Origin of the sequence: Agromyces agglutinans (genome assembly GCF_009647605.1) — a bacterium.
GTDB lineage: Bacteria > Actinomycetota > Actinomycetes > Actinomycetales > Microbacteriaceae > Agromyces > Agromyces agglutinans.
This window is the reverse complement of the sequence record NZ_WJIF01000012.1, coordinates 18,135-40,246: the sequence shown is the minus strand read 5'-3', so window position 1 is coordinate 40,246 and position 22,112 is coordinate 18,135. Positions and strand designations below refer to the sequence as shown.

Sequence of the window (22,112 nt, the reverse complement as noted above, 5' to 3'; positions counted from 1 at the left end):
AGAGTGGACATCCGTCCGCCAGCACCCTCGTGCCAGGCCGGCGTCGCCGTCGTCGAGGGTCCCTCGGATGGACAGGCGGCGGGGCATCCGATTGGATGGAACGCATGACCGACACCAGCAAGAAGCCAGAGATCGACGCTCCCGAGGGGCCCGCTCCCGCCGACCTCGTCATCGAGGATCTCGTCGTGGGCGACGGCGCCGAGGCGACGCCCGGCGCGACGGTCGACGTGCACTACCTCGGCGTCGAATACGACTCGGGCGAGGAGTTCGACTCCTCGTGGAGCCGCGGCCAGTCCATCAACTTCCCGCTGCAGGCGCTCATCGCCGGCTGGCAGGAGGGCATTCCCGGCATGAAGGTCGGCGGGCGCCGCAAGCTCACCGTGCCGCCGCAGAAGGCCTACGGCCCAGCAGGCGGCGGACACCGACTCTCGGGCCAGACGCTGATCTTCGTGATCGACCTGCTCGGCGTCAGCTGATCCCGATCACCTGAACCCTCGAGGGGCCGCCGGGCGACCGGCGGCCCCTCGTCGCACCCGCCCCGTTCCGGCCCGCCCCCGAACTTCTCCCGAAAGGCCACGAAGACGTGACCGCCCGTCCGCTCCGCTCCCTCCTGCCGCTCTTCCTGCCCTACCTCGTCCTCTCCGCGGTGCACCTCCTGCTCCTCGTCACCGGCCCGTCGTGGTCGATCACGGCGACCAAGGCGCTGCTGATGCCTCTGCTCGCGCTGGCCGTGCTGCTCGCCCTCCGACCCCGGCCCGGAGCATCCGGTGCGCTGCTCGTCGCGGCGATCGCCGCGTCGTGGGCGGGCGACGTGCTGCTGACGTTCCCCGGCCCGATGTGGTTCGTCGCGGGGCTCCTCGGATTCCTCGTGGCCCATGTGCTGTACCTCGTGCTCTTCGTGCGGCTCGGCAGGCCGTCCGATGCTGCGGCGGCTCGCCGGCGACCCCGGCTTCCGGTGCTGGCGGCGTACACCGCCTGGTATGTCGGGTTCCTGCTGCTGCTCGGCCCGCATCTCGGGGCGCTGTTCGCACCCGTCGCCGTCTACGGCCTGGTGCTCGGAGCGATGGCCGCGGTCGCCTCGACCCGCGGCCGCCTCGTGGCGGCCGGCGGGGCACTGTTCGTCGTCTCCGACTCGGTGCTCGCGCTCGGCCGCTTCCTGCCCGGGTACGAGTTCGCCGCGCACGACCTCGCGGTCATGGGCACCTACCTCGCGGCGCAGGGCCTCATCGCGCTCGGCGTGGTCCTGATGCTGCGCGCCGCGGCTCCGAGCGCGCCCGCACCCGATCGACCAGCTCCCGCCACGGCCCCGTGACCTGCCGCTCGGCGAGCGTCGCCTCGTGCGGCTCGCAGCGGATGCGGTAGATGAAGCGGTCGGGCTCGGGCGGTGCGGGCGGCACCTCGTCCCATGGGATGTCGTGGAGGAGCACCTCCCATGACTCCCGGTCGGGCTCGCGATCGAGGTCGACCTCCCACACGAGCCGGAGGCCGCCGATGCCGCCCGACCTCGAGACTGAGACGTCCATGCGGCGATCGTACTCCCGTGCCGTCGTCAGCCGAACACGCGTCCGGCGATGATCGCGATCCACACGGCGGCGATCACGGGCACGACCCAGGTCCGCCAGGAGACGCGTCGACGCAGCCGCCGGCCGGGCGTCGCGACACGTGCGGGAGGCGCGGCGACGCCCGCCAGGATCGCTTCGGCCGGTCGCAGGTTTCCGGTGACCCGGTCGTCGCGGTACCGTGCCGCGCGCTTCGCGACCCCATCGGCGACGGTCACGCCGAGCCGGCGCAACCGTTCCCAGAACTCGGGCGACGCGAGGTCGGCGGGCCCCTTGCGGTAGCCGATCATCCAGTCGTCGACGAGCTCGACGTCGTCGGCGCCCGCCTGGTCGATCAGCAGGGCCATCAGGTCGGGGGTGAACACGTAGAGCGCGTCGGTCTCGTAGCCCGACGGCGCGTAGAGCTGGAACCAGCGATCGAAGTCGCCCTCGAGGCTCAGCCGCTGGTGCCGCGAGAGGCTGGCCGGCAGGTTCGAGCCACCGAGGTCGTTCGCTCTCGCGTCGAGCACGAGGTGCGGGAGCGGGGCCTCCAGGCGCACGGCCACATAGGTCCACTCATGGATGGTGCGGCTCTTGCGGCTGCCGGTCGTGTACCGGTAGGTGCCCGCTTCGACCGACCTGGCGCCGTCGAGCGATCGCACGCGCTCGACCACGTGCGGGTCGTCGCCGATGCCGAAGATGAGCCCCGGCAGGTGCAGCTCGCCACCGGTCTCGTAGGCGAATCCGTGCGCCTCCGCCCATCGTTGGGCCCGCAATTCGCGGTCGAGCATGCGGCCGACGATGACGCGGTACGCGAGCACGAGTACGCCGACGAAGGTGCCGATGCCGAGCAGCGGGCCCGCCAAGCTCGACCAGTCGTCGGTCGTGGTGCTCGAACGCACCGCGTCTTCCAGGGCGAGCACGGCGATGACGACGGCGGTTGCGGCCGCGACGGCGACGACGGCCGCCGCGCCAAGGGTGGGCAGGAGGGCGAAGTCGTGCCCGAATTCGCGCGCGTCGCGCCGGTTGTCGACGTATTCGGCGTGCGTGGGGATTCGGACCGGGCGTGGGTCGGCCAGCGAGGGGGCGACTTCGGGCACGCTAGACCTCTTCGGGAGCGACGCCGACGGCCGCCCACGCCTCGCGCACGGCCCGGGTCTCGCGCGAGTCGGCGCCGAAGCGCTCGGACGCCGCGCGCACGGTCTCGCCCGCGAACCGGTGGAACCCCGTGTCGACGGCGAGCCGGCCGGAGGTCAGCGTGGCGTACCAGATGCGGCCCATGTGCTCCCACGCGAACCCGCCGAGCGCCGTCGCCGCGAGCGCGAACGCGCGGTTCGGGATGCCGGAGTTCAGGTGCACGCCGCCGTTGTCTTCACGGGTCTGGATGTAGTCGTCGTAGTGCGCGGGCTGGGGATCGCGCCCCAGCACGTCGTCGTCGTACGCGGTGCCGGGCTCGAGCATCGAGCGCAGCGCGCGGCCCTCCACCGCGTCGGTGAAGATGCCCTCGCCGATCAACCAGGTCGCCGCCCCCGCATCCTGACCCAGCGTGTACTGCTCGACCAGGGCGCCGAACACGTCGGACACGTGCTCGTTGAGCGCGCCCGACTGGCCCTGGTAGCGCAGGTTCGCGGTGCGCTCGGTGACGCCGTGCGCGAGTTCGTGCCCGATCACGCTGATCGAGTTCGTGAAGCCGCTGAAGATCTCGCCGTCGCCGTCGCCGAAGACCATGCGCTCGCCGTCCCAGAACGCGTTGTCGTAGCGGTCGCCGTAGTGCACGGTCGCCTCGAGCGGCATGCCGGTGCCGTCGATCGAGTCGCGGCCGAAGACGCGGTCGAACATGCGGTGGGTGTCGCCGAGCCCGTCATACGCCTCGTCGACGGCGTCGTCGCCCGTCGCGGGTTGGCCCTCGCGGCGCACGAGCCGGCCGGGCAGGGTCTCGGAGCCCTGCGCGTCGGAGATGCGCCGGTCGGGACTCGACGGGGCGTCGGGCAGCACCGACGGCAGGCGATCGTGCGCGAACGGCGGCAGCTCGCCGCGCAGGCGCCACTCGCGCACGGGCGCGTCGCGCACGAGCGAGCGCCGCGCCGCGTCCGCGGCGATCGGGTAGCGCTCGTCGGCGACGGCGGCGATGCGCGCGAGCAGGTAGGGCGGGACGATCGCATGTCGCATCCGGGTCATGCGTCGATGCTCGCACCTTCCGCCGACACGTGGCGAGCCGTGTCGTCGGATGTCGCGAATAGGCTGTCCGGGTGATCGAATCCCCGCTCCTCGGCCTGCTGCTCGACGTCGACGGGCCGCTCGCGAGTCCCGTGACGCGCAGCCTCGCGATCGCCACGATCGCGCGCGACCTCACCGCACTCGCGAACGCCGGCAATCCGGTCGTGTTCAACACGGGCCGTTCCGACGCCTTCATCGCCGAGCAGGTCGTGCCGCCGATGCTCGCGGCCGGCCTCGAGCCGGGCGCGCCCGTGTGGGCGGTCTGCGAGAAGGGCGCGGTCTGGGCGGCGATCGACGAGCGCGGGCTCGGCGAGGTGCAGGTCGACGAGGCCCTCGCGATGCCCGCCGATTTCGCGGCCGAGATGCGCGAGCTCGTCGCGCGGCGCTTCGCCGACCTCATGTTCTTCGACGAGACGAAACGGGCCATGGTCTCGGTCGAGCAGCGCGTCGACGTGGCATCCGACCGGTATCTCGCGGCGCAGCCCGACTTCGATCGCGTCGCCGCCGAGGCGCTCGCCGCCCGCGGATTCGGCACGGTTCGCGAGGGCGTCGAGCGAGTGGATGCCTCGGGCGCCGTGCAGTGGCGCATCGATCCGACGATCATCTCGACCGACGTGGAGTCGGTGCAGCTGGGCAAGGACCTCGGCGCGCAGCGCGCGGTCGCGCTGCTCGGCGAGCGTGGCATCCGACCGCGCCACTGGCGCACGATGGGCGACTCGCGCGGCGACTACCGCATGGCCGACTGGCTGCACGAACAGGGGGAGGCGGTGCGGCATGTCGACGTGCGGCCGGCCGACGGCGTGCCCGAGACCGGCTACGACGTGCTGTACGTCGACGACGTCATCCACGACGAGGCGGGCGCCCGCTTCCTGAGCCGGTGGGTCGAGGCCTCCGAGCGCGGCCTCGTCGGCGCCGACCACTGAGCGCGATGACTGACGCCGATGACGACCGACCGCCGATGACGACGCCACTCCCGGTCGCCGTACCCGACGTGCGCACGCACCCGATCGGCCTGATCCCAGCCGTGCTCGTGTGCGGCGCCGCCGTGGCCCTGTTCGGGTTCATGCTGCCGCTCGTGGGCTACGGCCTGCTCGTCGCGGGCCTCGTCGCCGCGTGGCTGTGCGATCGTTCGGGCCGTACGAGCCGCCTGCTGCCCGACCTCGCGCTCGTCGCGATCGGCCAGGCGATCATCTCGACGATGTCGCTCGAGGCCGATATCAGCTACCCGTCGATGGTGCGGTTCACGGTCGTGCTCGGGCTCGCCGTGCTCGTGCCCTACGTCATCTCGCGATGGGTGTACCGCGAGCGCGTCATTCGCTTCCCGTGGCGCACCGGGCAGCGCTGGAACCGCACGCAGTGGCTCTACCTGATCTTCGTGACCTTCGCCGGATGGCTCATCCTGCCGTTCTACTTCATCACCTCGGGCGTCTACCAGAACTGGCCGACGGTGACCGAGCCCGACGAGATCGCGCGCCTGTTCGTCGGCGTCAACGCGGTCGGCACGTGGGACGAACTGTTCTTCGTCTGCACCGTGTTCGTGCTGCTGAAGCGCCACTTCCCGGTGTGGCAGGCGAACCTGCTGCAGGCGATCGTGTTCGTGTCATTCCTGTGGGAGCTCGGCTACCAGTCGTGGGGACCCCTGCTGACGATCCCGTTCGCCCTCATCCAGGGGTGGACGTTCTCACTCACGAAGTCGCTGACGTACGTGCTCGTCGTGCACCTGCTGTTCGACGCGGTCGTCTTCGCCGTGATCGTCTACGCGCACACCGGGTGGCCGCCGATCTTCCTGCTCGCGCCGTGAGCGGATGCCTCGCCGTGGGGTTCGGGGCGTGGCGTTCGGTCGAGTGGCGTTGTGCGGCGCGACCGTGGCGTGCGGTTCCGTCGCGCGGCGTGCCGTTGCGCGGCGTGCCGTTGCGCGGCGTGCCGTCGCTCGGCGTTCCGTCGCGTGGCGTTCCGTCAGGTTGCGTTCCGCCGCGCGGCGGAACGTAAGATCCGTCGCCCGGTGGAGGCGCCCGGTCGGTAGGGCTGGTTCGATGAGCGTATGACGAACGAACCGATGCCCGCGCCGGTCGCCGCCACGGCGCATGTCAACGCGCCCGCCTGGGCCGCGCCCGCGACGACGCCGGCCGAGCGCCGCGCGCAGAAGGCCGCCGCACAGCGCGCGAAGAACACCGACCGCGGGCCGGTCTTCCCCGACCGTGTGCCGTGGGTCGCGGTCGCCGTGTTCACCGTGATCTCCTTCGGCGCGGGTTGGCTCGTGTGCCTGCCGCTGTGGCTCTCGGGCGAGGGGCTCGCTCACCCGGCCTTCGGCGTCATCGCGTTCGCCCTGATGTTCACGCCCACGCTGGCGACGCTCGTCGTGGTCTTCTTCGTCCGCCGTCCGCCGCGGGTGGGGCGCCTGCTCGGGTTGGTGCCGTTCCGGCCCTCCGGGCGCACGTGGCTGTTCATCGCTCTGGCGTTCGTCGTGTTCACGGTGCTGCCGTTCGCGGCGATGCTGCTCGGGCAGGCGATGGGCCTCATCCGGCTCGACTTCGCGGGCCTCAGCGGTGCCGCGGCGTACGTGGAGCAGGTCGATCCGACCGGAACCCTCGACGCGCAGACGTTCATGCTGATCGGCATCCTGAGCCTGCCGTTCGCGACCCTTTTCTCGAGCTTCGCCGCGTTCGGTGAAGAGCTCGGCTGGCGCGGCTGGCTGCTGCCCGCGCTGCGCCCGCTCGGCACCGTTCCCGCGCTCGTGCTGACCGGTGTGATCTGGGGTCTCTGGCACTCGCCGATCATCCTGCTCGGCTACAACTACGGGCTCACCGACCTCGTCGGCGTGGCGTGCATGGTGGTGTTCTGCGTGCTCGGCGGATTCGTCATCGGCTGGATGCGGCTGCGCTCGGCGTCGGTCTGGCCTGCGGTCATCGCGCACGGTGCGGTCAACACGGCCACCGCGCAGTTCCTCTTCTTCATCGACGAGTCGGAACTGCCGGTCACCCCGTGGGGCACGTTCCTCGGCTGGCCGGGCTGGATCCTGCTCACCCTCTGCGTCGTCGCGATCGTCGTGACGGGTCAGCTGCGCAAGCAGCCGGCGCCGGGGCTGACGCTCGCGGAGTCGCGGGAGGGGTAGGCGGCGCGCGGCGCGGTGAGTCGCGTGCAGCGCCGGCGTGCGGTGCGCCGCGGACGTGCTGCCGCATCCGACGGGCGACCGTGCTGGATGCTCAGAACGGTGCGAGGACGCCGTAGCGCTCGCCAGGGCCGACCGTTTCCGAGTCGATTCGCTCGCATGACGTTCGCGGGTCGGGCGACATCGGTTCCGCAGGCAGGCCCGGCGGTGGCCCATCGGAGCGTGCAGGCCTTGCCATGCCCTCACCCGCCCCGACCGGCACGAACGGCCGTTCGGGGAGGGTTCGCAGCACGTGCCCGGCCGGTGAGGTCCACCGCATGACTCCGCCTGCCTCGTGCTCGACTCGCCACCCGCTCTCATGTTTGAGTCGGTGATGATGTCGGCAGAGCGCCGCGAGATTCGCGGCGTCGGTGCGACCGCCGTGCTCCCACGCGGTGGTGTGGTCGAGGTCGGCCCGCTCGGCGCGGCGTGAACAACCCGGGAACCGGCACTGCCCATCACGGACGCGGACGAAGCCATCGAGGTCGGCCGGAGCCCGGTAGTGCTCGCGGCCGTAGCTGAGCACGGCGCCGGTCTCGGGGTGCACGAGGATGCGCCGCATCGACGGCGCGTGTGCGGCGAGGCGACGAGCGGTGTCGGCGTCGATCGGGCCGTACCCGTCGAGCTCTGCGGGTTCGTCGGAGAGGCCGAGCAGCGTCATCGCCGGAACGGTCACGTTGAGCCGAGGCTGCACGGTGCCGGTGGCGTCGCGATGTCGGCACGGGTGCGCTCGTCATCGGAGAGGGTGCCGGCGAGCAGCAGGTCGGCGGCGAGATCGGCGGCGCGCTGCGTTCGGATGCGCGTGTCGCCGTCGCCGTGGCCGTCGTCGTCGCCCACGTCGCCGTCGCCGGCCGGCGCTCGCCCGGCGAGCAGTTCGAGTCGGTGCTCGATCGCCACCGCGCGCTCGGCTTCGAGGAACACGCTCAGCCAGGCCATGCCGTCGGGTGCCGCATCGACGCACACGCGCCGGTCTTCAGCCGCGCGAGCGCGCCGGTCGGCAAGCGGTTCGGGATGCATCCGCTCACGCGCCCGGCGCATCCGCCGTCGCAGGTCGGCGTTCGTCGACGCGGTGCCGTCGGCGACGGCCGCCGCCGCGGCCGCGACGGCGACCGCTTCGACCTGATCGGCGACGTCGGCCGGAAGGTCGCGCGTGAGCTCGAGCACCGAGCGCACCTGGGTGAGCCCGAGGTCGCCGGCGCCCAGGGCGTCGAGCGTTGCGGCGCGCGGGCCGGTGAGGCGTTCGGCTTCGGCGACGAGGCGCGCGGCCGCGACCTCATGCTGCCCGAGCGTCGTCGCGAGTTCGGCGACGAACGACCGCGTCGCCATGTCGCGCTCGCGCGACGTGCTCGACTCGGTCACCCGCTCGACCTCGGCGGCGAGTTCACGGGCGCGCTGGACGCGCCGGTACTGGTCGGCCTGGATCTGCCGGATCATGCCGTCGAAGGCCGCGATCGACATCAGCTCCCACTCGAGCGCCGCCTCGGGCGGGGCGAGCAGGGTGGCTGACATGTGTTCATTCAACCGGGTGCCACCGACATTCCACGGGCCCGGCGGAGGAGTCTCGATGCGCTCCTTCGGCGCTCCTCGACCCGCGGAGCGAGTGGGTCGACCCGCCCGCCGCCAGACCTCCTCGACCGCCGGCGCACACGGGTACTCCTCCCCATTCCACCGGGCTTCGGCCGCTCGATACGATCGCGCCGCGCACATCGCGCACGCCACCCGTGAGGGCACCGATCCGGCGCCCGACGACCCGAACGGAGCAGTTCGACGTGAAGACCATCAAGAGCAGGATCGCCGGAGGCGCGATCGCACTCGCCATCGCCGGGGCGCTCGCCATCGTTCCCGCGACCGCGGCCAGCGCCAACACCGGTTCGACCGGCAAGGGGTGCACGGCGCACGTGTACGGTTCGGGCGGCTACGCCACCTGCATCGGCAAGATCCAGACGATGCTCAACGGCATCGCCTACTCGCGCGGCAGCGTCTACGGCGGCTACCAGCTCGCCGTCGACAACAGCTTCGGCGCCAACACCAAGACGAACGTGGTCCGCTTCCAGCGCTACCTCAGCCTCTCCGCCGACGGTGTGGTCGGCCCCAAGACCTGGTACCAGCTGTGCCGCTACGCGGGCACTCGATCGTTCAACCTGTCGACCGCGCACGCGAAGCAGAAGGCCGCGTGGAACGCCGCGTACGACGCCGGATGCTACGTCGACGTGCCCGTGGGCCCCGCGGGCATCAAGGTGATCTCCAAGTACTGATCACCGTCGGCGCGAGCCGCCGAACGGGGCCTCGATCACCGATCGGGGCCCCGTCCGGTGCCCACGCCCATCCCGCGTGCTTGTACCTCCCCGCGAGGAGATGCGCGCCTCGAGTTCCACACGCCGGTCGTCGTCGATGGCCTTCGCGAACCGCTCCGATCACCGATCCACGGATGCCCCGTGCGCCGCGAGCCAGTCGAGCAGCACGGTCGCGTGATTCATCCGTTCGTCGCGGGCGCCGTACAGCAGTGTGATGCGGTCGTGCTCGCCCGCGAGCGCGAGGAGCGCCTCGGCCGCCTCGGCGGCGCCGCCTTCGTCGAGCTCGGCGCGATAGCGGGCCGCGAAGCCGTCGAACGTGCCCTCGCGGTCGGCGGCGTGGTGCCATTCGGTGCGCAGTTCGGGGGAGGGGGCGACATCCTTCGCCCACTCGTCGACCGCGGCGCGCTCCTTCGAGAGTCCCCGCGGCCACAGCCGATCGACGAGTACGCGGTAGCCGTCGGTCGCCGCGGCCGGGTCGTAGACGCGCTTCGCGGCGAACCCCATGCCGTCCAGTCTGGCCCGGTCGCCGACCCGCGGCAATGCTCTGCTAGACTCGTGAGGTTGCCGTGAATCGGCCGCGCATGAAGAGAGCCCAGGCATCAGGCCCCGGGCAGCGCGCAACGAGAAGGAAGGGGATCCCATCTATGGCTCTGGATGCAGACACCAAGAAGGCGATCATCGAAGAGTACGCGACGCACCCCGGTGACACTGGATCCCCCGAGGTCCAGATCGCGATCCTCACCAAGCGGATCAAGGACCTCACCGAGCACCTCAAGGCGCACAAGCACGACCACCACTCGCGTCGTGGCCTGCTGCTCCTCGTCGGTCAGCGTCGTCGTCTGCTCGGCTACCTCGCCGACGTCGACATCAACCGCTACCGCTCGCTCATCGAGCGTCTCGGGCTTCGCCGCTGAGCGTCGTCTGCGCCGCATTCGTGCGGTGACGCGGCTCTCGAAGACACCGCGAACTTCTTGCGAAGGCCCTCGCACCGCTCCGGCGGCGCGGGGGCCTTCGTCATGCCGGCGAGGCGCGTCAACGAGCCGGATGCCTCGCTCCCGGCGTCCACCGCCCCCGGAAGCCGTGTGCAGGACGGAGGAGATCCGGTGCGGCGCGCCGGCGCTAGCCGGCGTGTCGCACCGGATCTCCTCCGCTTCGCGTTCAGGCCAGGGCCGCATGGGCCCGTTCAGTTCCGCAGGACCGGATCAGACAGGCGCGCGCTTGCGCCGAGTGAGCACGAGTGATGCGACGACGGCGGCGAGCGCGACGACGAGCGGCAGGCCGAGCGCGGGCAGCACGGGATGGTCCGCGACCATGTCGCCGGTCAACCACACGAAGCCGACGATCGCCGTCAGCAGGGCGGCCGGCGCGAACCATACGAGCAGGTCGCGGAACACCCCGGGCCGGAACGCGATCGGCGCCCGCCGCAGGCCCGCGAGGATGCCTGCGCCGGCGACGAGGATCGCGAGCACTTCGAGGCCGAGCGTCGCGGCGAACGGCAGGGCGGCGATCGCCTGCCACGCGCGCCGAGCCTCCGTGTCAGGTCCCGTGAACGTGCCCGCGGGGAAGTCCAGTCGCACGCCGAGGTCGTCGACCGAGAGGGCGAGCGGCGTGCCGTACTCGGTGTCCTCGAACTCGACCGCGGCGACGAGTTCGCCGCCCGAGTCATCCGTCGTCTCCTCGACGCCGTGCTGCGCCGGATCGGCGACCGCCTCGTCGACGTCGCCGAACGGCACGACCGTCTCGGGCCAGTCGCGCACCTCATCGGCCGCGTCGGTGTCGCGCGTGAGCCATCCGCTCTCGGTCGCGAGGTCGTACAGGTCGTCGGCGACCCGGAACTCGACCCGGGTCGGCGCGAACTCCATGGTGTCGAGGTCGCGCCACGACGACGCCAGGTCCCAACCCTCCATGAGCGCGGCCCAGCGCACGCGGTCGACGGTCGGTCCTCGGCCGTAGCCGCCCTCGTCACCCGTGGCGCCCACGGCCGCCGAGCGCAGCGTGTACTCGACGACCACGTCGTGGCTGCCTGCGAGCACCTCCCGCAGCATCGTGTGCACGAGCAGCGTGTCGCGCACCTGCTCCGTCACGAAGGGCACCTCGTCGCCGTCGATGCGCACCGCATCGAGGTGGAGGTCGAGGGGCTGACCCTCGACGCGGTCGCGCCACTGCTGCGCGAACTGCGGCACGCGTCCGCTCGAGTCGTCGAAGGCGACCTCGTATCGCTCGGTGACCGCCACGACCGCTCGCCCGTCGGCGGACCGCGTGAGCTCGCCCACGATCTCGGCGGACTCGACGGTCGTGTACAGCGTTCCCGGCAGCTCCTGGTCGTAGGCGGCCGACCTGATGCCACGCTCGTACGGGTGCGGAACCAGCACGATCATCGCGATCATGGCCGGCAGCAGGAGCAGGGATGCCCCGATCACGAGCAGGCGGGGCCAGGTCAGGTAGCCGGGGGTGCGCCATCCGCGTCGCGACGTGGTGTCGCCGATCTCGGCATCGAGCATCGCCGCCACCCGGCGGCCGGCGGATCCGGGTTCGGCGCCGAGCACGGCATAGGGGAGCGCGAGGTCGCTCGACGGTCCCCGATCGAGTAGCTGCGTGCGCTCCGCGAAGGCCTCGATGCCGCGCAGGTGCTGCTTGAGCAGGGCGCCCCGGCGCGTGAGCGGGCGCGACGACCAGGCGATCCACATGATGATCGCGGCGATCACGGTCGAGGCGACGACGAACGCCACCGGCCACCACACGACCGCGAGGGTCGCCTGGTGCGAGAGCTGCCGGACGAGACCCCACTGCACGAACACGAGCGCCGGCGGGGCGGCGAGGAACGCGTCGCGCACGAACCCGTTCGGCACTCGGCGGAGCCCGTCGGCCACGATCCGCCGCCGGTCGGCGCCGAACCAGTAGCGCGTGAGCGCGCGGGGGAGGTCTCCGAACCGGCCGGTGCGCCGGGCGGCCCGCGCGGCGCGCACCCGAGGTGCCGGATCGATGCCGCCCCGCGGGCTCCGCTGCGGGATGGCATCGAGCGCCTCGCCGAGTTCGACCGCGCGCGGCGCGCCGAGCACGTGCGCGGCGATGCCGGGCGTGACATTCGGAGGGTCGTGCCGCGCGACGAACCACGGCCGTCCCCGCGCATCGGCCCACGCGACCGCGCGCGCGGCGAGCGCGAACAGCAGCGCCACGACCAGCAGGGCGAGCGGCAGCAGCGGCCCGAAGCTCTGCACCACGAACAGCGGCGAGACCGGCGGCATCGCGAACGTGCCGGCCTCGAAGCTCATCGTGAACCAGGCCTGCGCGTGCGGCGGGATGTTCTGGTCGTTCGTCATGCGGTACGTCACCCGGCCGGCCGGGCCGTCGGGCTCGGGCTCGAGCCATTCGCCGCCGCCGACGAGGGTCCACGCGAGGCTGCCGCGGGGCTCGCGGATGAGCCGGTCGTCGAGCTCGTCGGGGATCGAGATGGTGACGTCGAGGCCCGAGAACGCCTGCGGCCACGACGGACCGAACACGTCCCACTCGAGCAGGTCGACCTCGTCGCCGGTCGCGTCGTCGACGGTGGGGTAGGCGAGGTCCTGCAACCGGTAGCGGACCTCGAACTCGTGGTCGCCCGAGAGCGGTTCGCCGCCGTCGATCGTCACGGTGAGTTGCGTCGCATCCCGACGGATCGCCACCTCGACCGGCTCGCCGTCGAGGGTCGCGCTGATCGCCGAGGGGTCGAGCGCGTGCCCCTGGTACTCGGTCGCGAGGACCCGGTCGATGCCCGTCGCCTCGACGCCGTCGGGGAAGCGGGCGTCGATGCGCTCCTCGACCTCGGCGCGAAGGCGCCCGTCGTCGTCGCGGTCGATGCGGTAGTCGGCCGCGAACTCGCGCGCGATCCAGTCGTCGGTCGCGCTCGACGCCGACGACGTGATGTCGTCGAGCGTCATCGGCGGGTTGATCACTGGCCCGACGAGCAGGAACGCGCCGGCTGCGGCGACCGCCGCCCAGAACACGCGGATGCCGCGGCGCAGGCCCCGGCCGCCGTGCGAGCGCAGCCACGCCTCGAGTCCGAGCAGCCACCCCGAGAGCAGGGCCCACAACGGGGTGTGCCGGGGGCGATCGTCGACGATGGCGTCATCGGGAGCCGGGACGTCGGGTGCGGTGTCGGCGGGTTCCGCGTCGTCGGGTGCGGCCGAGGCGCTGCCATCGTCGGGTCGGGGGCGGCGGGTCACCCGCCCGATTCTAGGCGGGAGGATGGAGGCGTGACCGACGACGTCTTCGAGGTGCTCCGCGACGAGATCGCCGCCGACCCGGCGAACGCCGCGTTCACCGCGCTGGGCTGGCGGCCACTCGTCGTGGGATCGCCGGGATCCAAGGTCGCGATCCTCAGCCAGGCGCCGGGTCGCCGGGCGCAGGAGAGCGGCGTCCCCTTCAACGACGCGAGCGGCGACCGGCTGCTCCGGTGGCTGGATGTCCCGCGGGATCGGTTCGACGACCCGTCGGACTTCGCGATCGTGCCGATGGACTTCTACTATCCGGGCAAGGGCGCCTCGGGCGACCTGCCGCCGCGGCGGGGCATCGCGGCGGCGTGGCATCCGCGCATCCTCGGGCTCATCCGCCCGCGGCTGACGATCCTCGTCGGCGCGCACGCGCAGCGGTTCCATCTCGGCGATCGCTGGCGCGGCTCGCTCACCGAGACCGTCCGGGCCTGGCGCGAGTTCGCGCCCGAGGTCGTGCCGGTGGTGCATCCGTCGCCGTTGAACGTGGGCTGGCACCAGCGGCATCCGTGGTTCGAGGAGGAGTTGGTGCCCGATCTCCGCCGACGCGTCGCCGAGGCGCTGGGCACCGAGGCGCCGACTGCCGACACGGTGCCCGTCGAGGCGCCGCGCGCCGACCCGCGGACGTTGTGAGCCCGCCGAACGCGGGCTGGTCGGCGGCTGCGCATACGCTGAACGGATGACCCGACCTGCGCCCCGGTGCGCGCGCCGACGCGCGCTCGCGACCGGCACCGCCGTGCCCGCCCTGCTGCTCGTGGCGTGGATCCTCCTCGGGGCGCCCACGGCGCCCGCTGACGCTCATTCCGCGATCGATGACTTCCTCGATCAGGCGGGCCTCGGGGGACTCCTCGGCGACGCTCGTCCCGGAGGTGCTGTTCCCGGTCCCGCCGCAGGCGACGCGACGCTGGCCGACGTGGTCGTCGCCGACGGGGCATCCGGTGACGACTACGACCGCGCCGCGTTCGGCGACGCGTGGGCCGACGTCGATCGCAACGGCTGCGACACGCGCAACGACGTCCTCGCGAGGGATCTCGACGAAGCGGTGCATCGCAACGGCAGCGACTGCGTGATCGCGCGCGGCGTGCTCGTCGACCCGTACACGGGCGCCACCATCCGGTTCGAGCGCGGCGAGCGCAGCGATCGCGTGCAGATCGACCACGTCGTCGCCCTGTCGTACGCGTGGCGGCACGGGGCATCCGAATGGACCGCCGACCAACGCCGGGCGTTCGCCAACGACCCGGCGAACCTGCTCGCGGTCGACGGCCGCGCGAACCAGGCGAAGTCCGATCACGGCCCGGCCGAGTGGTCTCCGACGGCCGACCACACGTGCGCGTACCACGCGGCCTTCCTCGCGATCCTCGCGACGTACGACCTCACGATCGCGCCGGCCGACGCCGTGGCCGTCGAGGCCGCGGGGTGCCCGGTCGCCGGATGAGAGCCGGCGGCGCCGGCCGGGGCCTCCGGGGTGCCGGCCTCAGCCGGCGTCGGCGGCGCGCGCGCGGTGGGCGCGTGCGGCGACGCGGTTGCCGCACCGCGCGCTGCAGTAGAGCCGCGACGCGTTCTTCGACAGGTCGAGGAACGAGCCCTCGCAGTCGTCGGCGGCGCAGGTGCGCAGGCGCTCGGTGGCGTCGGCGCGGATGACGTCGACGAAGGCCATCGCGGCCTCCACGAGGATGCGCTCGGCCAGCGGTGCCTCGGGCGAGGTCGCGTGGATGTGCCAGTCCTCGTCGTCGTGGCGGACGAGTCGGGGGAGTGCGCGGGCCTGGGCGAGGATCGCGTTCACCTCGTCGACGGCGGCATCGCGATCGAGGGCCCAGAGCGCGCGGAGGCGGTCGCGCGCGGCGCGGACCTCGGCGAGTTCGCGGGCGTCGCCGTCGTGTCGGCCGGAGTACTTCCACGCGGCCAGCAGCCGGCTCAGCTGCGCGGGCTCGCTCAGCTCGTCGGCGCCCGATTCGGAGGCGAGCGGCACGGTGTCGAGCAGCGCCGCCACGAACTGGAGCGCGTCCACGGTGTCATCGGTGAAAATCAATTGACTCCTGACGTCGATGTCGCTACTGTCACGAGCATAACGACTTTCGGGCATGACGGCGCCCGACTCGCGAACGGACGGATCGGTATCGGCATGCGCACCTCACGCGGCATCCTCGGCATCGCACTGGGCCTCGGCTCGGGGCTCGCGTTCGGCGCCGGCGGCGCGATCGTGAAACCGCTGCTCGAGTCCGGCTGGTCGCCCGGCGCCGCCGTGTTCTTCCGCGTGCTCGTCGGCGCGATGCTCCTGGTCGTCCCGGGCCTCATCGCCCTGAGGTTCGACCTGCGGCCGCTCTGGCGCGCCAAGTGGACGGTCCTCGTCTACGCCGTGATCGCCGTCGCCGGCGTGCAACTCGCCTTCTACATGTCGATCGCGCGCATCCCGGTGAGCCTCGCGCTACTGATCGAGTACCTCGCGCCCGTCGCGCTCGTCGCGCTCGCCTGGGTGCGCACGCGGCGCACGCCGCAGGCCGTCGTGCTCGCGGGCTCGGCCGTCGCGATGGCGGGCCTCGTGCTCGTCATCGGACCGGCTGGCGGCAGCTTCGACCCGATCGGCCTCGCGCTCGCGGCGGTCGCGATGATCGGCGTGGCCGTCTACTACGTGATCGGCGAGCGCGAGGACACGGGCATCCCCCCGATCGCACTCGCCGCTTCGGGCCTCGTGATCGGATGCCTCGTGCTCGGCCTCTCGTTGGCCGTGGGGCTCGTGCCGTTCGAGGCGCGATTCGGCGAGGTCGCGTTCTTCGGCACGATGGCTCCGTGGTGGGCGCCCCTGCTCACGGTCGGTGCGGTCTCGACGGCGTTCGCGTACGTGTCGGGCATCAGCGCCATCCGCATGCTCGGCACCCGGCTGGCCTCGTTCCTCGGCCTGTCCGAGGTCGTGTTCGCCGCGATCGTCGCGTGGATCGTGCTGGGCGAGGCGATCACGCCGTTCCAGGCGCTCGGCGGCATCGCGATCCTGGCGGGCATCGTGCTGATCCGCCTCGAGCGGCGTCCGGGCGATCCGGCCGCGCGCGCCCTCGACATCGACCTGGTGCCCACGCGCTCGTAGGCTCGATCCATGCGCTTCGGCATCGTCATCCTCCCGCAGCACGACTGGCCCGAGGCCGCCCGCTACTGGCGCGGCGCCGAGGAGCTCGGGTTCGACCACGCGTGGACGTACGACCACCTCGCGTGGCGCGGCCTCGCGGGCGAGCGATGGCACGCGACGGTACCGACCCTGACCGCCGCGGCGACGGTGACCGAGCGCATCGGCCTCGGCACGTTCGTCGCGAGCCCCAACTTCCGGCATCCGGTGCCGTTCGCGAAGGAGCTCGCGACGGTCGACGACATCGCCGGCGGCCGGATGCTGCTCGGCATCGGCTCCGGCGGCACCGGCTTCGACGCCTTCGTGCTCGGCCAGCCCGAGCTCACGCCGCGGCAGCGGCACGAGCGCTTCGTGGAGTTCACCGAGGCCCTCGACGTCCTGCTGCGCTTCGAGCCTGCAGGTGCCGGCGGCATCTCGTTCGAGGGCGCGTGGTACACGGCCGACGAGGCGCGCATGGTGGGCGAGCCGGCTCGCCACCCTCGCATGCCGCTGCACGTCGCCGCGCTCGGGCCTCGCGGCCTGGCGTTCGCCGCACGCGTCGCCGACGGCTGGATCACGACGGGCTCGACGTTCGAGGACCGCGGCGACTGGTGGAAGCAGGTCGGCGAACTGTCACGCCGGTTCGAGGAGGCCTGCGAGCGCCAGGGCCGCGACCCCGCGTCGCTCGACCGCACGCTGTCGCTCGACGCCGAGGGGAGGTACTCCCTCGAGAGCGCGGGCGCCTTCGAGGATGCGGTCGGTCGCGCGCGCGAGCTCGGCTTCACCGATGTCGTCGCGCACTGGCCGCGCCCCGAGGGCATCTACGCCGGAAACGAGTCGGTGCTCGAGGAGGTCGCGTCGCGATTCGGCGCCCTGCGCGAGCCCGCGTAGCCTGATCGGATGCCGCGCTTCAAGCCGCTCCTGCGCTGGGAGCCGTTCCCGTACCTCGTCGTGTTCGTGCTGCTGCTCGCGACGGGATTCATCCGGCCGGATGCCCCGGCCTGGGTGCTGTGGCCGTTCCTCGTGCTGCTCATCGCCGCGATCGCGTACCTCGTGGTCGGCTTCGTGCGCGACCGCCGGCCCGGCAACCCCGACCGCTGGGGAGACCTCGCGACCCTCGACGGGCTCGCGATCGTGGACGCGCCGTCCGCCGACCGCGACGTGCGCGCCGTCGTGCCGGTCGACGACGCGCATCGGCACCAGTCCTCGATCGAGCTCGCGCGCGTGCGCGGCGGGGTGACCCAGGAGGCGGTCCTCGTGCCCCGCGCGAGTCGCTGGATGTCGCCGCGCTACCGCGTCGGCGTGCAGCTCGTCGGCGGGGTCGCCGACGGCGACCGGCCGCGCCACGCCGGCTTCCTGCGCCAGGACGCGCAGGACCGATGGGCGGCGGCCCTCGACGAGCGACGTCAGCGCGGCGAGTACGTGCGCGTGCCCGCGTTCATCACGCGTGCCGAGCGACCGTTCGGGGTCGAGCTCGACCTCAGCGGCGTCGACGCGCTGGGCTGAGCGTCAGGCCGTCGCCGACTCGGAAGCCGCCGGCTCGGATGACGCCGGGGCTTCGCTCGAAAGCTGGGCACGCACCTGGTCCATGTCGAGCGCGCGCACCTGCGAGACGAGGTCGTCGAGCACCGGGCGGGGGAGGGCGCCGGCCTGCGCGAACACGCCGATGCCGTCCTTGAACGCCATGATCGTCGGGATCGACGTGATGTTCATCGCGGCGGCGAGCTGCTGCTGGGCCTCGGTGTCGACCTTCGCGAAGGTGAGGTCGGGGTTCGCCTCGGCCGCCGCCTGGTAGTGCGGCGCGAAGGCGAGGCACGGGCCGCACCAGCCGGCCCAGAAGTCGACGAAGACGGTGCCGCCCTCGAGGATGGTCTGCTCGAAGGTCTCCAGGGTGAGGTCGACGGTAGGCATCCCTCCACGATACGGGCCGAGTCCGGACATCCGCTGGACGCCGCTATCGTGAGATCCATGGAGAGCGCGGGCGACGAGGCGGGGCGACCGGTGACCGACGGGTCGTTCCGATCGACGCCGGCCGGGGTGCTCGCGCCGCCTCCTCCGGGCTGGCAGTCCGACGCCGAGATGCTCGACCGCGCCATCCCCGACTTCGACTGGCGCACGCTGCCCGAGGGCGCCGAACCCGATGTGTTCGACGCGCCGAGCGGGCCGCTCGCGCGGATCGCGCTCGGCCCGCGCGACGGGCGGCGAGTGCTGCTCATCCCGGGCGCCACCGGGTCGAAGGAGGACTTCGTGCTCATGCTGCCGCTGCTCGCGGCTGCGGGGTTCCGCGTCGAGTCCTACGACCTGGCGGGGCAGTACGAATCGCACCTCGCGGGGCCGTGGCGCACCGACCCGCCGCGCGAACGCTACGACGCCGACCTGTTCCTCGCCGACCTGCTCGCCGTGCTCGACTCGGGCACGCAGCCCGTGCACGTGCTCGGCTACAGCTTCGCCGGCACGCTCGCCCAGCAGGCCCTCGTCGCGCGGCCCGACGCGTTCGCGAGCCTGACCCTCCTGAGCAGCCCGCCCGAGCCGGGGCAGGCGTTCCGCGGCATCAAGCGCATCGGGCCGCTCTCGGCGTTCACGACGCCGCACCAGGGCGCTGCCCTCATGCTGTGGGGCATCCGCAACAACCTGAACCGCGTGCCGCCCGGCCGGCTGGCGTTCGTCCGGGAGCGCTTCGCGCTCACCCGGCGCGACAGCGTCGACGACCTCATCGCGTGCATGATGCGCACGCCCGACCTGCGCGCCGAGGTCGCCGCCGCCACGATCCCCAAGCTCGTCGCCGTGGGTGCGCACGACCTCTGGCCGGTCGAGCTGCACCAGCGATCCGCCCGCGAGATCGGCGCGCGCTTCTCGGTGTATGCGACGGGTCACAGCCCGTGCGAGACGGCCCCGCACCAGCTCGTGCGCGACATGCTGGCGGCGTTCGACGCGGGCTGAGCGTCGATTCGGGATGCCACGGGCGCAGGCTCGTGGGCCGGGCGGGTGCGTCAGGCGGCGGCCGGTGCGTCGCCGTCGACGTCGTCGTGGGCCATGGCCGCGCCGTCGGTGCGTGCTTCGACATCGCGCGTGGCATCCGGTGCGACGCGGCGATCGGCGAGCCGGTCGAGCGGCGGCCACGCGCGCCACTCGACGGCGAGCGTGTGGAAGGCCATGCGCAGGCGCCGGCCGAGTGCCCCCCAACTCTCGAACGGGCGCGCGGAGACGCCGACGACGAGCGAGCGCTCGTAGACCACGGTCATGCCCGGACGCATCCACCACGCGAGGTCGAGGTCGTCGTGGAGGTCGGCGCGGTCGCGGTGCACGATGCCGCGGAGATCCCGCCAGGCGTCGGCGCGCATCCCGTAGTTGGAACCGAAGATCGGCGGGTGCCCGAGCAGGATGCCGACCGCCCAGAAGTAGCCGCCGATGTAGAGGTTCCGGGCGATCCACCGAGTGGCACGGTTGCCTCCGTAGAAGGCGCCCGGGCCCGTGACCACGGTCGGCCGGTCGGAGGCCGCGAGCCGTCGTTCGAGCCGCTCCAGCCAGTCGGCCGGCGGCACCGAGTCGGCGTCGAGTCGCGCGAGGACGTCGCCCGACGCCGCGTCGAACCCGGCGGCCGTGGCGGGCCAGATGCCGCGCAGCGGCTGCGTCACCACGGTGGCGCCGGCCGCGCGGGCGACCTCGGCCGAGTCATCCGTCGACCCGTTGTCGACGACGATCACCTCGTCGGCCGGGCGGGTCTGGGCGGCGAGCGCCGCCAGGCACCCGGCGAGGTGGCCCGCGTCGTCCAGGCACGGGATGACGACCGAGATCCTGCTCATCACGGGTGAGTCTAGCCATCGGAGCGGCCGGCCACGCACGATTCGTGCGCTGCGGCGGCGATTCCAGACCCGGGCCTTCCGCGCGTGGGACCACCCAGCTTATGCTCCCCCGAACGGGTGCCGACGGAGGCATCCGAACGGAAGGGAAGACGATGTACCCATCTGCACCGCTTTCGAAGCGCACACGAGCGTTCGCCATCGCGACCGCCGCGGCGTTCACCATCGCACTCGTGCCGGCGGGGGCCGCGGCCGCGGCTCCAGCGGCGAAGTGCGACAACCGCAACAACAACACGGTCGCGAAGCTCCTCGAGTGCGTCGACGCCGACGGCGCGACGGAGCATCTCGAGGCGTTCCAGGCGATCGCCGACGAGAACGACGGCAACCGCGCCGCGGGCCTGCCGGGCTACGAGGCGAGCGTCGACTACGTCGTCGGCGTGCTCGAGGACGCCGGCTGGGACGTCACGATCGACGAGTTCGACTACACCTTCATCGGCGCGTCGACGCTGAGCCAGCTCACGCCCGTCGCGGCGGAGTACCCGACCGGCGCCTTCTCGGGCAGCGGCTCGGGCGACGTCACGGGCGCCGTGGTCCCGGTGGATATCAACCTCGTCGGCGATCGGGCGAGCAGCAGCGGCTGCGAGGCCGCCGACTTCGCCGGCTTCCCCGCCGGGTCGATCGCGCTCGTGCAACGAGGCACGTGCAACTTCGGCGACAAGGCGTACTTCGCCGGCCAGGCGGGGGCGACGGCGGTGATCATCTTCAACCAGGGCAACACACCGGATCGTGAGGGCCTCGTCGTCGCCGACGCGTCGTCGCGGACCGACGGCTCGCCCGTCTCGCACGATATCCCGGTCGTCGGCGCCAGCTTCCAGCAGGGCGTCGCACTCGCGCAGGCCGGCTCGACGGCGAACGTCTTCGTCCCGGCGCCCGAGCAGCGTCCGCAGAAGAACGTCATCGCCGAGAAGACCGGCGTCAACGACGACAACGTCGTGATGGCGGGCGCGCACCTCGACTCGGTGCCCGAGGGCCCGGGCATCAACGACAACGGCAGCGGCTCGGCCGCACTGCTCGAGCTCGCCCAGAACCTCGAGAAGCTGAAGCCCCAGAACACCATCCGGCTCGCCTGGTGGGGCGCCGAGGAGGACGGCCTGCTCGGGTCGGCGGCGTACGTCGAGGAGCTCAGCCAGGCCGAACGGGACCGGATCGCGCTGTACCTCAACTTCGACATGGTCGCCTCGCCGAACTACATCTTCATGGCGTACGACGGCGACGAGTCGGGCTGGCCCGCACCCGTGACGGTGCCCGAGGGTTCGGTGCAGATCGAGGACCTCTTCGAGAGCTACTACACGAGCGTCGGTGAGCCGTACGATGACGCCGAGTTCAGCGGTCGCAGCGACTACGAGGCGTTCATCCTGAACGGCATCCCCGCGGGCGGCCTGTTCACGGGCGCCGAGGTCGTGAAGACCGCCGAGCAGGCGGCGATCTGGGGCGGCATCGCCGGTGAGTCGTACGACCAGTGCTACCACCAGGCGTGCGACACCATCGACAACATCGACGAGCACGCGTTCGACGTGAACGTCGACGCGATCGCGCTGGCGGTGCTCGCCTACGCCTACTCGACGGAGTCGGTGAACGGCGTGGCGGGCGTGCCGGTTCCGGGCGGCCTCGCCCTGCCGGCGCCCGCGGGCCCCGAGGGCACGGTCAACCTGCCGGGCGGCGGCGGGCTCTCGCCCGACCACGGCCACTCGCACGGCGAGGACCACTGATCACG

24 protein-coding genes are annotated in these 22,112 nt (G+C 72.3%); 14 read left to right on the top strand and 10 right to left on the bottom strand.

All coding sequences use genetic code 11. The features are described 5' to 3' along the window. Positions 1 to 104: 104 nt before the first annotated feature. Complete coding sequence (locus GE115_RS16160) at positions 105 to 476, top strand: FKBP-type peptidyl-prolyl cis-trans isomerase (protein WP_153685799.1); 372 nt, start codon at positions 105 to 107, stop codon at positions 474 to 476. A gap of 107 nt (positions 477 to 583) precedes the next feature. Continuing rightward, positions 584 to 1,312 carry a lysoplasmalogenase gene (locus tag GE115_RS16155; protein ID WP_153685798.1) on the top strand — a complete coding sequence of 243 codons (729 nt, stop codon included), beginning with the start codon at positions 584 to 586 and terminating at the stop codon, positions 1,310 to 1,312. On the opposite strand, the gene GE115_RS16150 is transcribed toward GE115_RS16155, so the two are convergent. Genes GE115_RS16150 through GE115_RS16140 form a run of 3 tightly spaced genes read right to left on the bottom strand, consistent with a single transcriptional unit; the run spans position 1,224 to position 3,707 of the window. Beyond that, entirely contained in the window at positions 1,224 to 1,523 is a 300-nt protein-coding gene (locus GE115_RS16150; RefSeq protein WP_153685797.1) for a protealysin inhibitor emfourin, read from the bottom strand. The genes GE115_RS16155 and GE115_RS16150 overlap by 89 nt on opposite strands. A 26-nt stretch (positions 1,524 to 1,549) precedes the next feature. After that, on the bottom strand, positions 1,550 to 2,638 hold the full coding sequence (locus GE115_RS16145; protein ID WP_153685796.1) for a hypothetical protein: 1,089 nt from the start codon (positions 2,636 to 2,638) through the stop codon (positions 1,550 to 1,552). Position 2,639: 1 nt separating this feature from the next. Then, positions 2,640 to 3,707, bottom strand: a complete 1,068-nt coding sequence (locus tag GE115_RS16140) for a M4 family metallopeptidase (RefSeq protein WP_153685836.1) — start codon at positions 3,705 to 3,707, stop codon at positions 2,640 to 2,642. An 83-nt stretch (positions 3,708 to 3,790) separates the two neighbouring features. On the opposite strand from GE115_RS16140, the gene GE115_RS16135 reads away from it, so the two are divergent. The 3 genes from GE115_RS16135 (at position 3,791) to GE115_RS16125 (ending at position 6,867) form a co-directional block, all read left to right on the top strand. Continuing rightward, positions 3,791 to 4,678 (top strand): Cof-type HAD-IIB family hydrolase, encoded by an 888-nt coding sequence (locus GE115_RS16135; protein ID WP_376765729.1) that lies wholly within the window; start codon positions 3,791 to 3,793, stop codon positions 4,676 to 4,678. A 35-nt stretch (positions 4,679 to 4,713) separates the two neighbouring features. Then, the gene (locus tag GE115_RS16130) at positions 4,714 to 5,556 is read left to right on the top strand and encodes a CPBP family glutamic-type intramembrane protease (RefSeq protein ID WP_153685834.1); all 843 of its coding nucleotides are present in this window, start codon (positions 4,714 to 4,716) and stop codon (positions 5,554 to 5,556) included. 240 nt (positions 5,557 to 5,796) lie between these two features. Continuing rightward, positions 5,797 to 6,867 (top strand): CPBP family intramembrane glutamic endopeptidase, encoded by a 1,071-nt coding sequence (locus GE115_RS16125; RefSeq protein WP_246190847.1) that lies wholly within the window; start codon positions 5,797 to 5,799, stop codon positions 6,865 to 6,867. Positions 6,868 to 6,958: 91 nt separating this feature from the next. Here GE115_RS16125 and GE115_RS19160 read toward each other — a convergent pair whose 3' ends face one another. After that, positions 6,959 to 7,564, bottom strand: coding sequence for an HNH endonuclease signature motif containing protein (locus GE115_RS19160; RefSeq protein ID WP_281350892.1), 606 nt, complete (start codon positions 7,562 to 7,564; stop codon positions 6,959 to 6,961). Positions 7,565 to 7,575: 11 nt separating this feature from the next. Next, complete coding sequence (locus tag GE115_RS19155) at positions 7,576 to 8,412, bottom strand: DUF222 domain-containing protein (protein ID WP_172979980.1); 837 nt, start codon at positions 8,410 to 8,412, stop codon at positions 7,576 to 7,578. Between the two features lie 260 nt (positions 8,413 to 8,672). Between GE115_RS19155 and GE115_RS19295 the strand changes: the two genes are divergently transcribed. Continuing rightward, the gene (locus GE115_RS19295) at positions 8,673 to 9,158 is read left to right on the top strand and encodes a peptidoglycan-binding domain-containing protein (RefSeq protein WP_216648851.1); all 486 of its coding nucleotides are present in this window, start codon (positions 8,673 to 8,675) and stop codon (positions 9,156 to 9,158) included. Positions 9,159 to 9,317: 159 nt separating this feature from the next. Here the strand turns inward: GE115_RS19295 and GE115_RS16105 are convergent, their stop codons facing one another. Next, entirely contained in the window at positions 9,318 to 9,701 is a 384-nt protein-coding gene (locus GE115_RS16105) for a DUF488 domain-containing protein (protein ID WP_153685794.1), read from the bottom strand. Between the two features lie 140 nt (positions 9,702 to 9,841). On the opposite strand from GE115_RS16105, the gene rpsO reads away from it, so the two are divergent. Continuing rightward, the gene (gene rpsO, locus GE115_RS16100; protein WP_153685793.1) at positions 9,842 to 10,111 is read left to right on the top strand and encodes a 30S ribosomal protein S15; all 270 of its coding nucleotides are present in this window, start codon (positions 9,842 to 9,844) and stop codon (positions 10,109 to 10,111) included. A gap of 288 nt (positions 10,112 to 10,399) precedes the next feature. Here rpsO and GE115_RS16095 read toward each other — a convergent pair whose 3' ends face one another. Continuing rightward, positions 10,400 to 13,399, bottom strand: a complete 3,000-nt coding sequence (locus GE115_RS16095; protein ID WP_153685792.1) for a DUF2207 domain-containing protein — start codon at positions 13,397 to 13,399, stop codon at positions 10,400 to 10,402. Between the two features lie 30 nt (positions 13,400 to 13,429). Here GE115_RS16095 and GE115_RS16090 point away from each other — a divergent pair, with 30 nt between their 5' ends. Continuing rightward, positions 13,430 to 14,077 (top strand): uracil-DNA glycosylase family protein, encoded by a 648-nt coding sequence (locus GE115_RS16090; protein WP_312855266.1) that lies wholly within the window; start codon positions 13,430 to 13,432, stop codon positions 14,075 to 14,077. Positions 14,078 to 14,123: 46 nt separating this feature from the next. Further along, positions 14,124 to 14,879, top strand: coding sequence for an HNH endonuclease family protein (locus GE115_RS16085; protein WP_153685791.1), 756 nt, complete (start codon positions 14,124 to 14,126; stop codon positions 14,877 to 14,879). 39 nt (positions 14,880 to 14,918) lie between these two features. Here the strand turns inward: GE115_RS16085 and GE115_RS16080 are convergent, their stop codons facing one another. Next, positions 14,919 to 15,452: a CGNR zinc finger domain-containing protein gene (locus tag GE115_RS16080; protein WP_376765727.1), complete on the bottom strand. Its 534-nt coding sequence runs from the start codon at positions 15,450 to 15,452 to the stop codon at positions 14,919 to 14,921. A gap of 114 nt (positions 15,453 to 15,566) precedes the next feature. On the opposite strand from GE115_RS16080, the gene GE115_RS16075 reads away from it, so the two are divergent. The 3 genes from GE115_RS16075 to GE115_RS16065 are packed head-to-tail and all read left to right on the top strand — an operon-like array spanning position 15,567 to position 18,044. Beyond that, on the top strand, positions 15,567 to 16,523 hold the full coding sequence (locus GE115_RS16075) for an EamA family transporter (RefSeq protein ID WP_153685789.1): 957 nt from the start codon (positions 15,567 to 15,569) through the stop codon (positions 16,521 to 16,523). 9 nt (positions 16,524 to 16,532) lie between these two features. Then, a complete protein-coding gene (locus GE115_RS16070; protein ID WP_153685788.1) occupies positions 16,533 to 17,429 on the top strand; it encodes an LLM class flavin-dependent oxidoreductase in 897 nt (298 codons plus the stop codon). A 9-nt stretch (positions 17,430 to 17,438) separates the two neighbouring features. Then, positions 17,439 to 18,044, top strand: a complete 606-nt coding sequence (locus tag GE115_RS16065; RefSeq protein WP_153685787.1) for a hypothetical protein — start codon at positions 17,439 to 17,441, stop codon at positions 18,042 to 18,044. Positions 18,045 to 18,047: 3 nt separating this feature from the next. Here GE115_RS16065 and GE115_RS16060 read toward each other — a convergent pair whose 3' ends face one another. Next, complete coding sequence (locus GE115_RS16060; protein ID WP_153685786.1) at positions 18,048 to 18,449, bottom strand: thioredoxin family protein; 402 nt, start codon at positions 18,447 to 18,449, stop codon at positions 18,048 to 18,050. Between the two features lie 57 nt (positions 18,450 to 18,506). Between GE115_RS16060 and GE115_RS16055 the strand changes: the two genes are divergently transcribed. After that, complete coding sequence (locus GE115_RS16055; RefSeq protein WP_153685785.1) at positions 18,507 to 19,478, top strand: alpha/beta fold hydrolase; 972 nt, start codon at positions 18,507 to 18,509, stop codon at positions 19,476 to 19,478. A gap of 50 nt (positions 19,479 to 19,528) precedes the next feature. Here the strand turns inward: GE115_RS16055 and GE115_RS16050 are convergent, their stop codons facing one another. After that, the gene (locus tag GE115_RS16050) at positions 19,529 to 20,341 is read right to left on the bottom strand and encodes a glycosyltransferase family 2 protein (protein ID WP_153685784.1); all 813 of its coding nucleotides are present in this window, start codon (positions 20,339 to 20,341) and stop codon (positions 19,529 to 19,531) included. 152 nt (positions 20,342 to 20,493) lie between these two features. Here GE115_RS16050 and GE115_RS16045 point away from each other — a divergent pair, with 152 nt between their 5' ends. Further along, positions 20,494 to 22,107 (top strand): M28 family metallopeptidase, encoded by a 1,614-nt coding sequence (locus GE115_RS16045; RefSeq protein WP_153685783.1) that lies wholly within the window; start codon positions 20,494 to 20,496, stop codon positions 22,105 to 22,107. The last annotated feature ends 5 nt before the right edge of the window (positions 22,108 to 22,112 follow it).

What these genes read in the sequence shown, in the direction of transcription:
- rpsO (WP_153685793.1), top strand. Translation starts at nt 9,842, where the DNA reads ATGGCTCTGGATGCAGACACCAAGAAGGCGATCATCGAAGAGTACGCG.
- GE115_RS16075 (WP_153685789.1), top strand. Translation starts at nt 15,567, where the DNA reads ATGCGCACCTCACGCGGCATCCTCGGCATCGCACTGGGCCTCGGCTCG.
- GE115_RS16125 (WP_246190847.1), top strand. Translation starts at nt 5,797, where the DNA reads ATGACGAACGAACCGATGCCCGCGCCGGTCGCCGCCACGGCGCATGTC.
- GE115_RS16105 (WP_153685794.1), bottom strand. Translation starts at nt 9,701, where the DNA reads ATGGGGTTCGCCGCGAAGCGCGTCTACGACCCGGCCGCGGCGACCGAC.
- GE115_RS19155 (WP_172979980.1), bottom strand. Translation starts at nt 8,412, where the DNA reads ATGTCAGCCACCCTGCTCGCCCCGCCCGAGGCGGCGCTCGAGTGGGAG.
- GE115_RS16085 (WP_153685791.1), top strand. Translation starts at nt 14,124, where the DNA reads ATGACCCGACCTGCGCCCCGGTGCGCGCGCCGACGCGCGCTCGCGACC.
- GE115_RS16055 (WP_153685785.1), top strand. Translation starts at nt 18,507, where the DNA reads ATGGAGAGCGCGGGCGACGAGGCGGGGCGACCGGTGACCGACGGGTCG.
- GE115_RS16130 (WP_153685834.1), top strand. Translation starts at nt 4,714, where the DNA reads ATGACGACGCCACTCCCGGTCGCCGTACCCGACGTGCGCACGCACCCG.
- GE115_RS16060 (WP_153685786.1), bottom strand. Translation starts at nt 18,449, where the DNA reads ATGCCTACCGTCGACCTCACCCTGGAGACCTTCGAGCAGACCATCCTC.
- GE115_RS16150 (WP_153685797.1), bottom strand. Translation starts at nt 1,523, where the DNA reads ATGGACGTCTCAGTCTCGAGGTCGGGCGGCATCGGCGGCCTCCGGCTC.
- GE115_RS16160 (WP_153685799.1), top strand. Translation starts at nt 105, where the DNA reads ATGACCGACACCAGCAAGAAGCCAGAGATCGACGCTCCCGAGGGGCCC.
- GE115_RS16065 (WP_153685787.1), top strand. Translation starts at nt 17,439, where the DNA reads ATGCCGCGCTTCAAGCCGCTCCTGCGCTGGGAGCCGTTCCCGTACCTC.
- GE115_RS16070 (WP_153685788.1), top strand. Translation starts at nt 16,533, where the DNA reads ATGCGCTTCGGCATCGTCATCCTCCCGCAGCACGACTGGCCCGAGGCC.
- GE115_RS19160 (WP_281350892.1), bottom strand. Translation starts at nt 7,564, where the DNA reads ATGACGCTGCTCGGCCTCTCCGACGAACCCGCAGAGCTCGACGGGTAC.
- GE115_RS16140 (WP_153685836.1), bottom strand. Translation starts at nt 3,707, where the DNA reads ATGCGACATGCGATCGTCCCGCCCTACCTGCTCGCGCGCATCGCCGCC.
- GE115_RS16050 (WP_153685784.1), bottom strand. Translation starts at nt 20,341, where the DNA reads ATGAGCAGGATCTCGGTCGTCATCCCGTGCCTGGACGACGCGGGCCAC.
- GE115_RS16045 (WP_153685783.1), top strand. Translation starts at nt 20,494, where the DNA reads ATGTACCCATCTGCACCGCTTTCGAAGCGCACACGAGCGTTCGCCATC.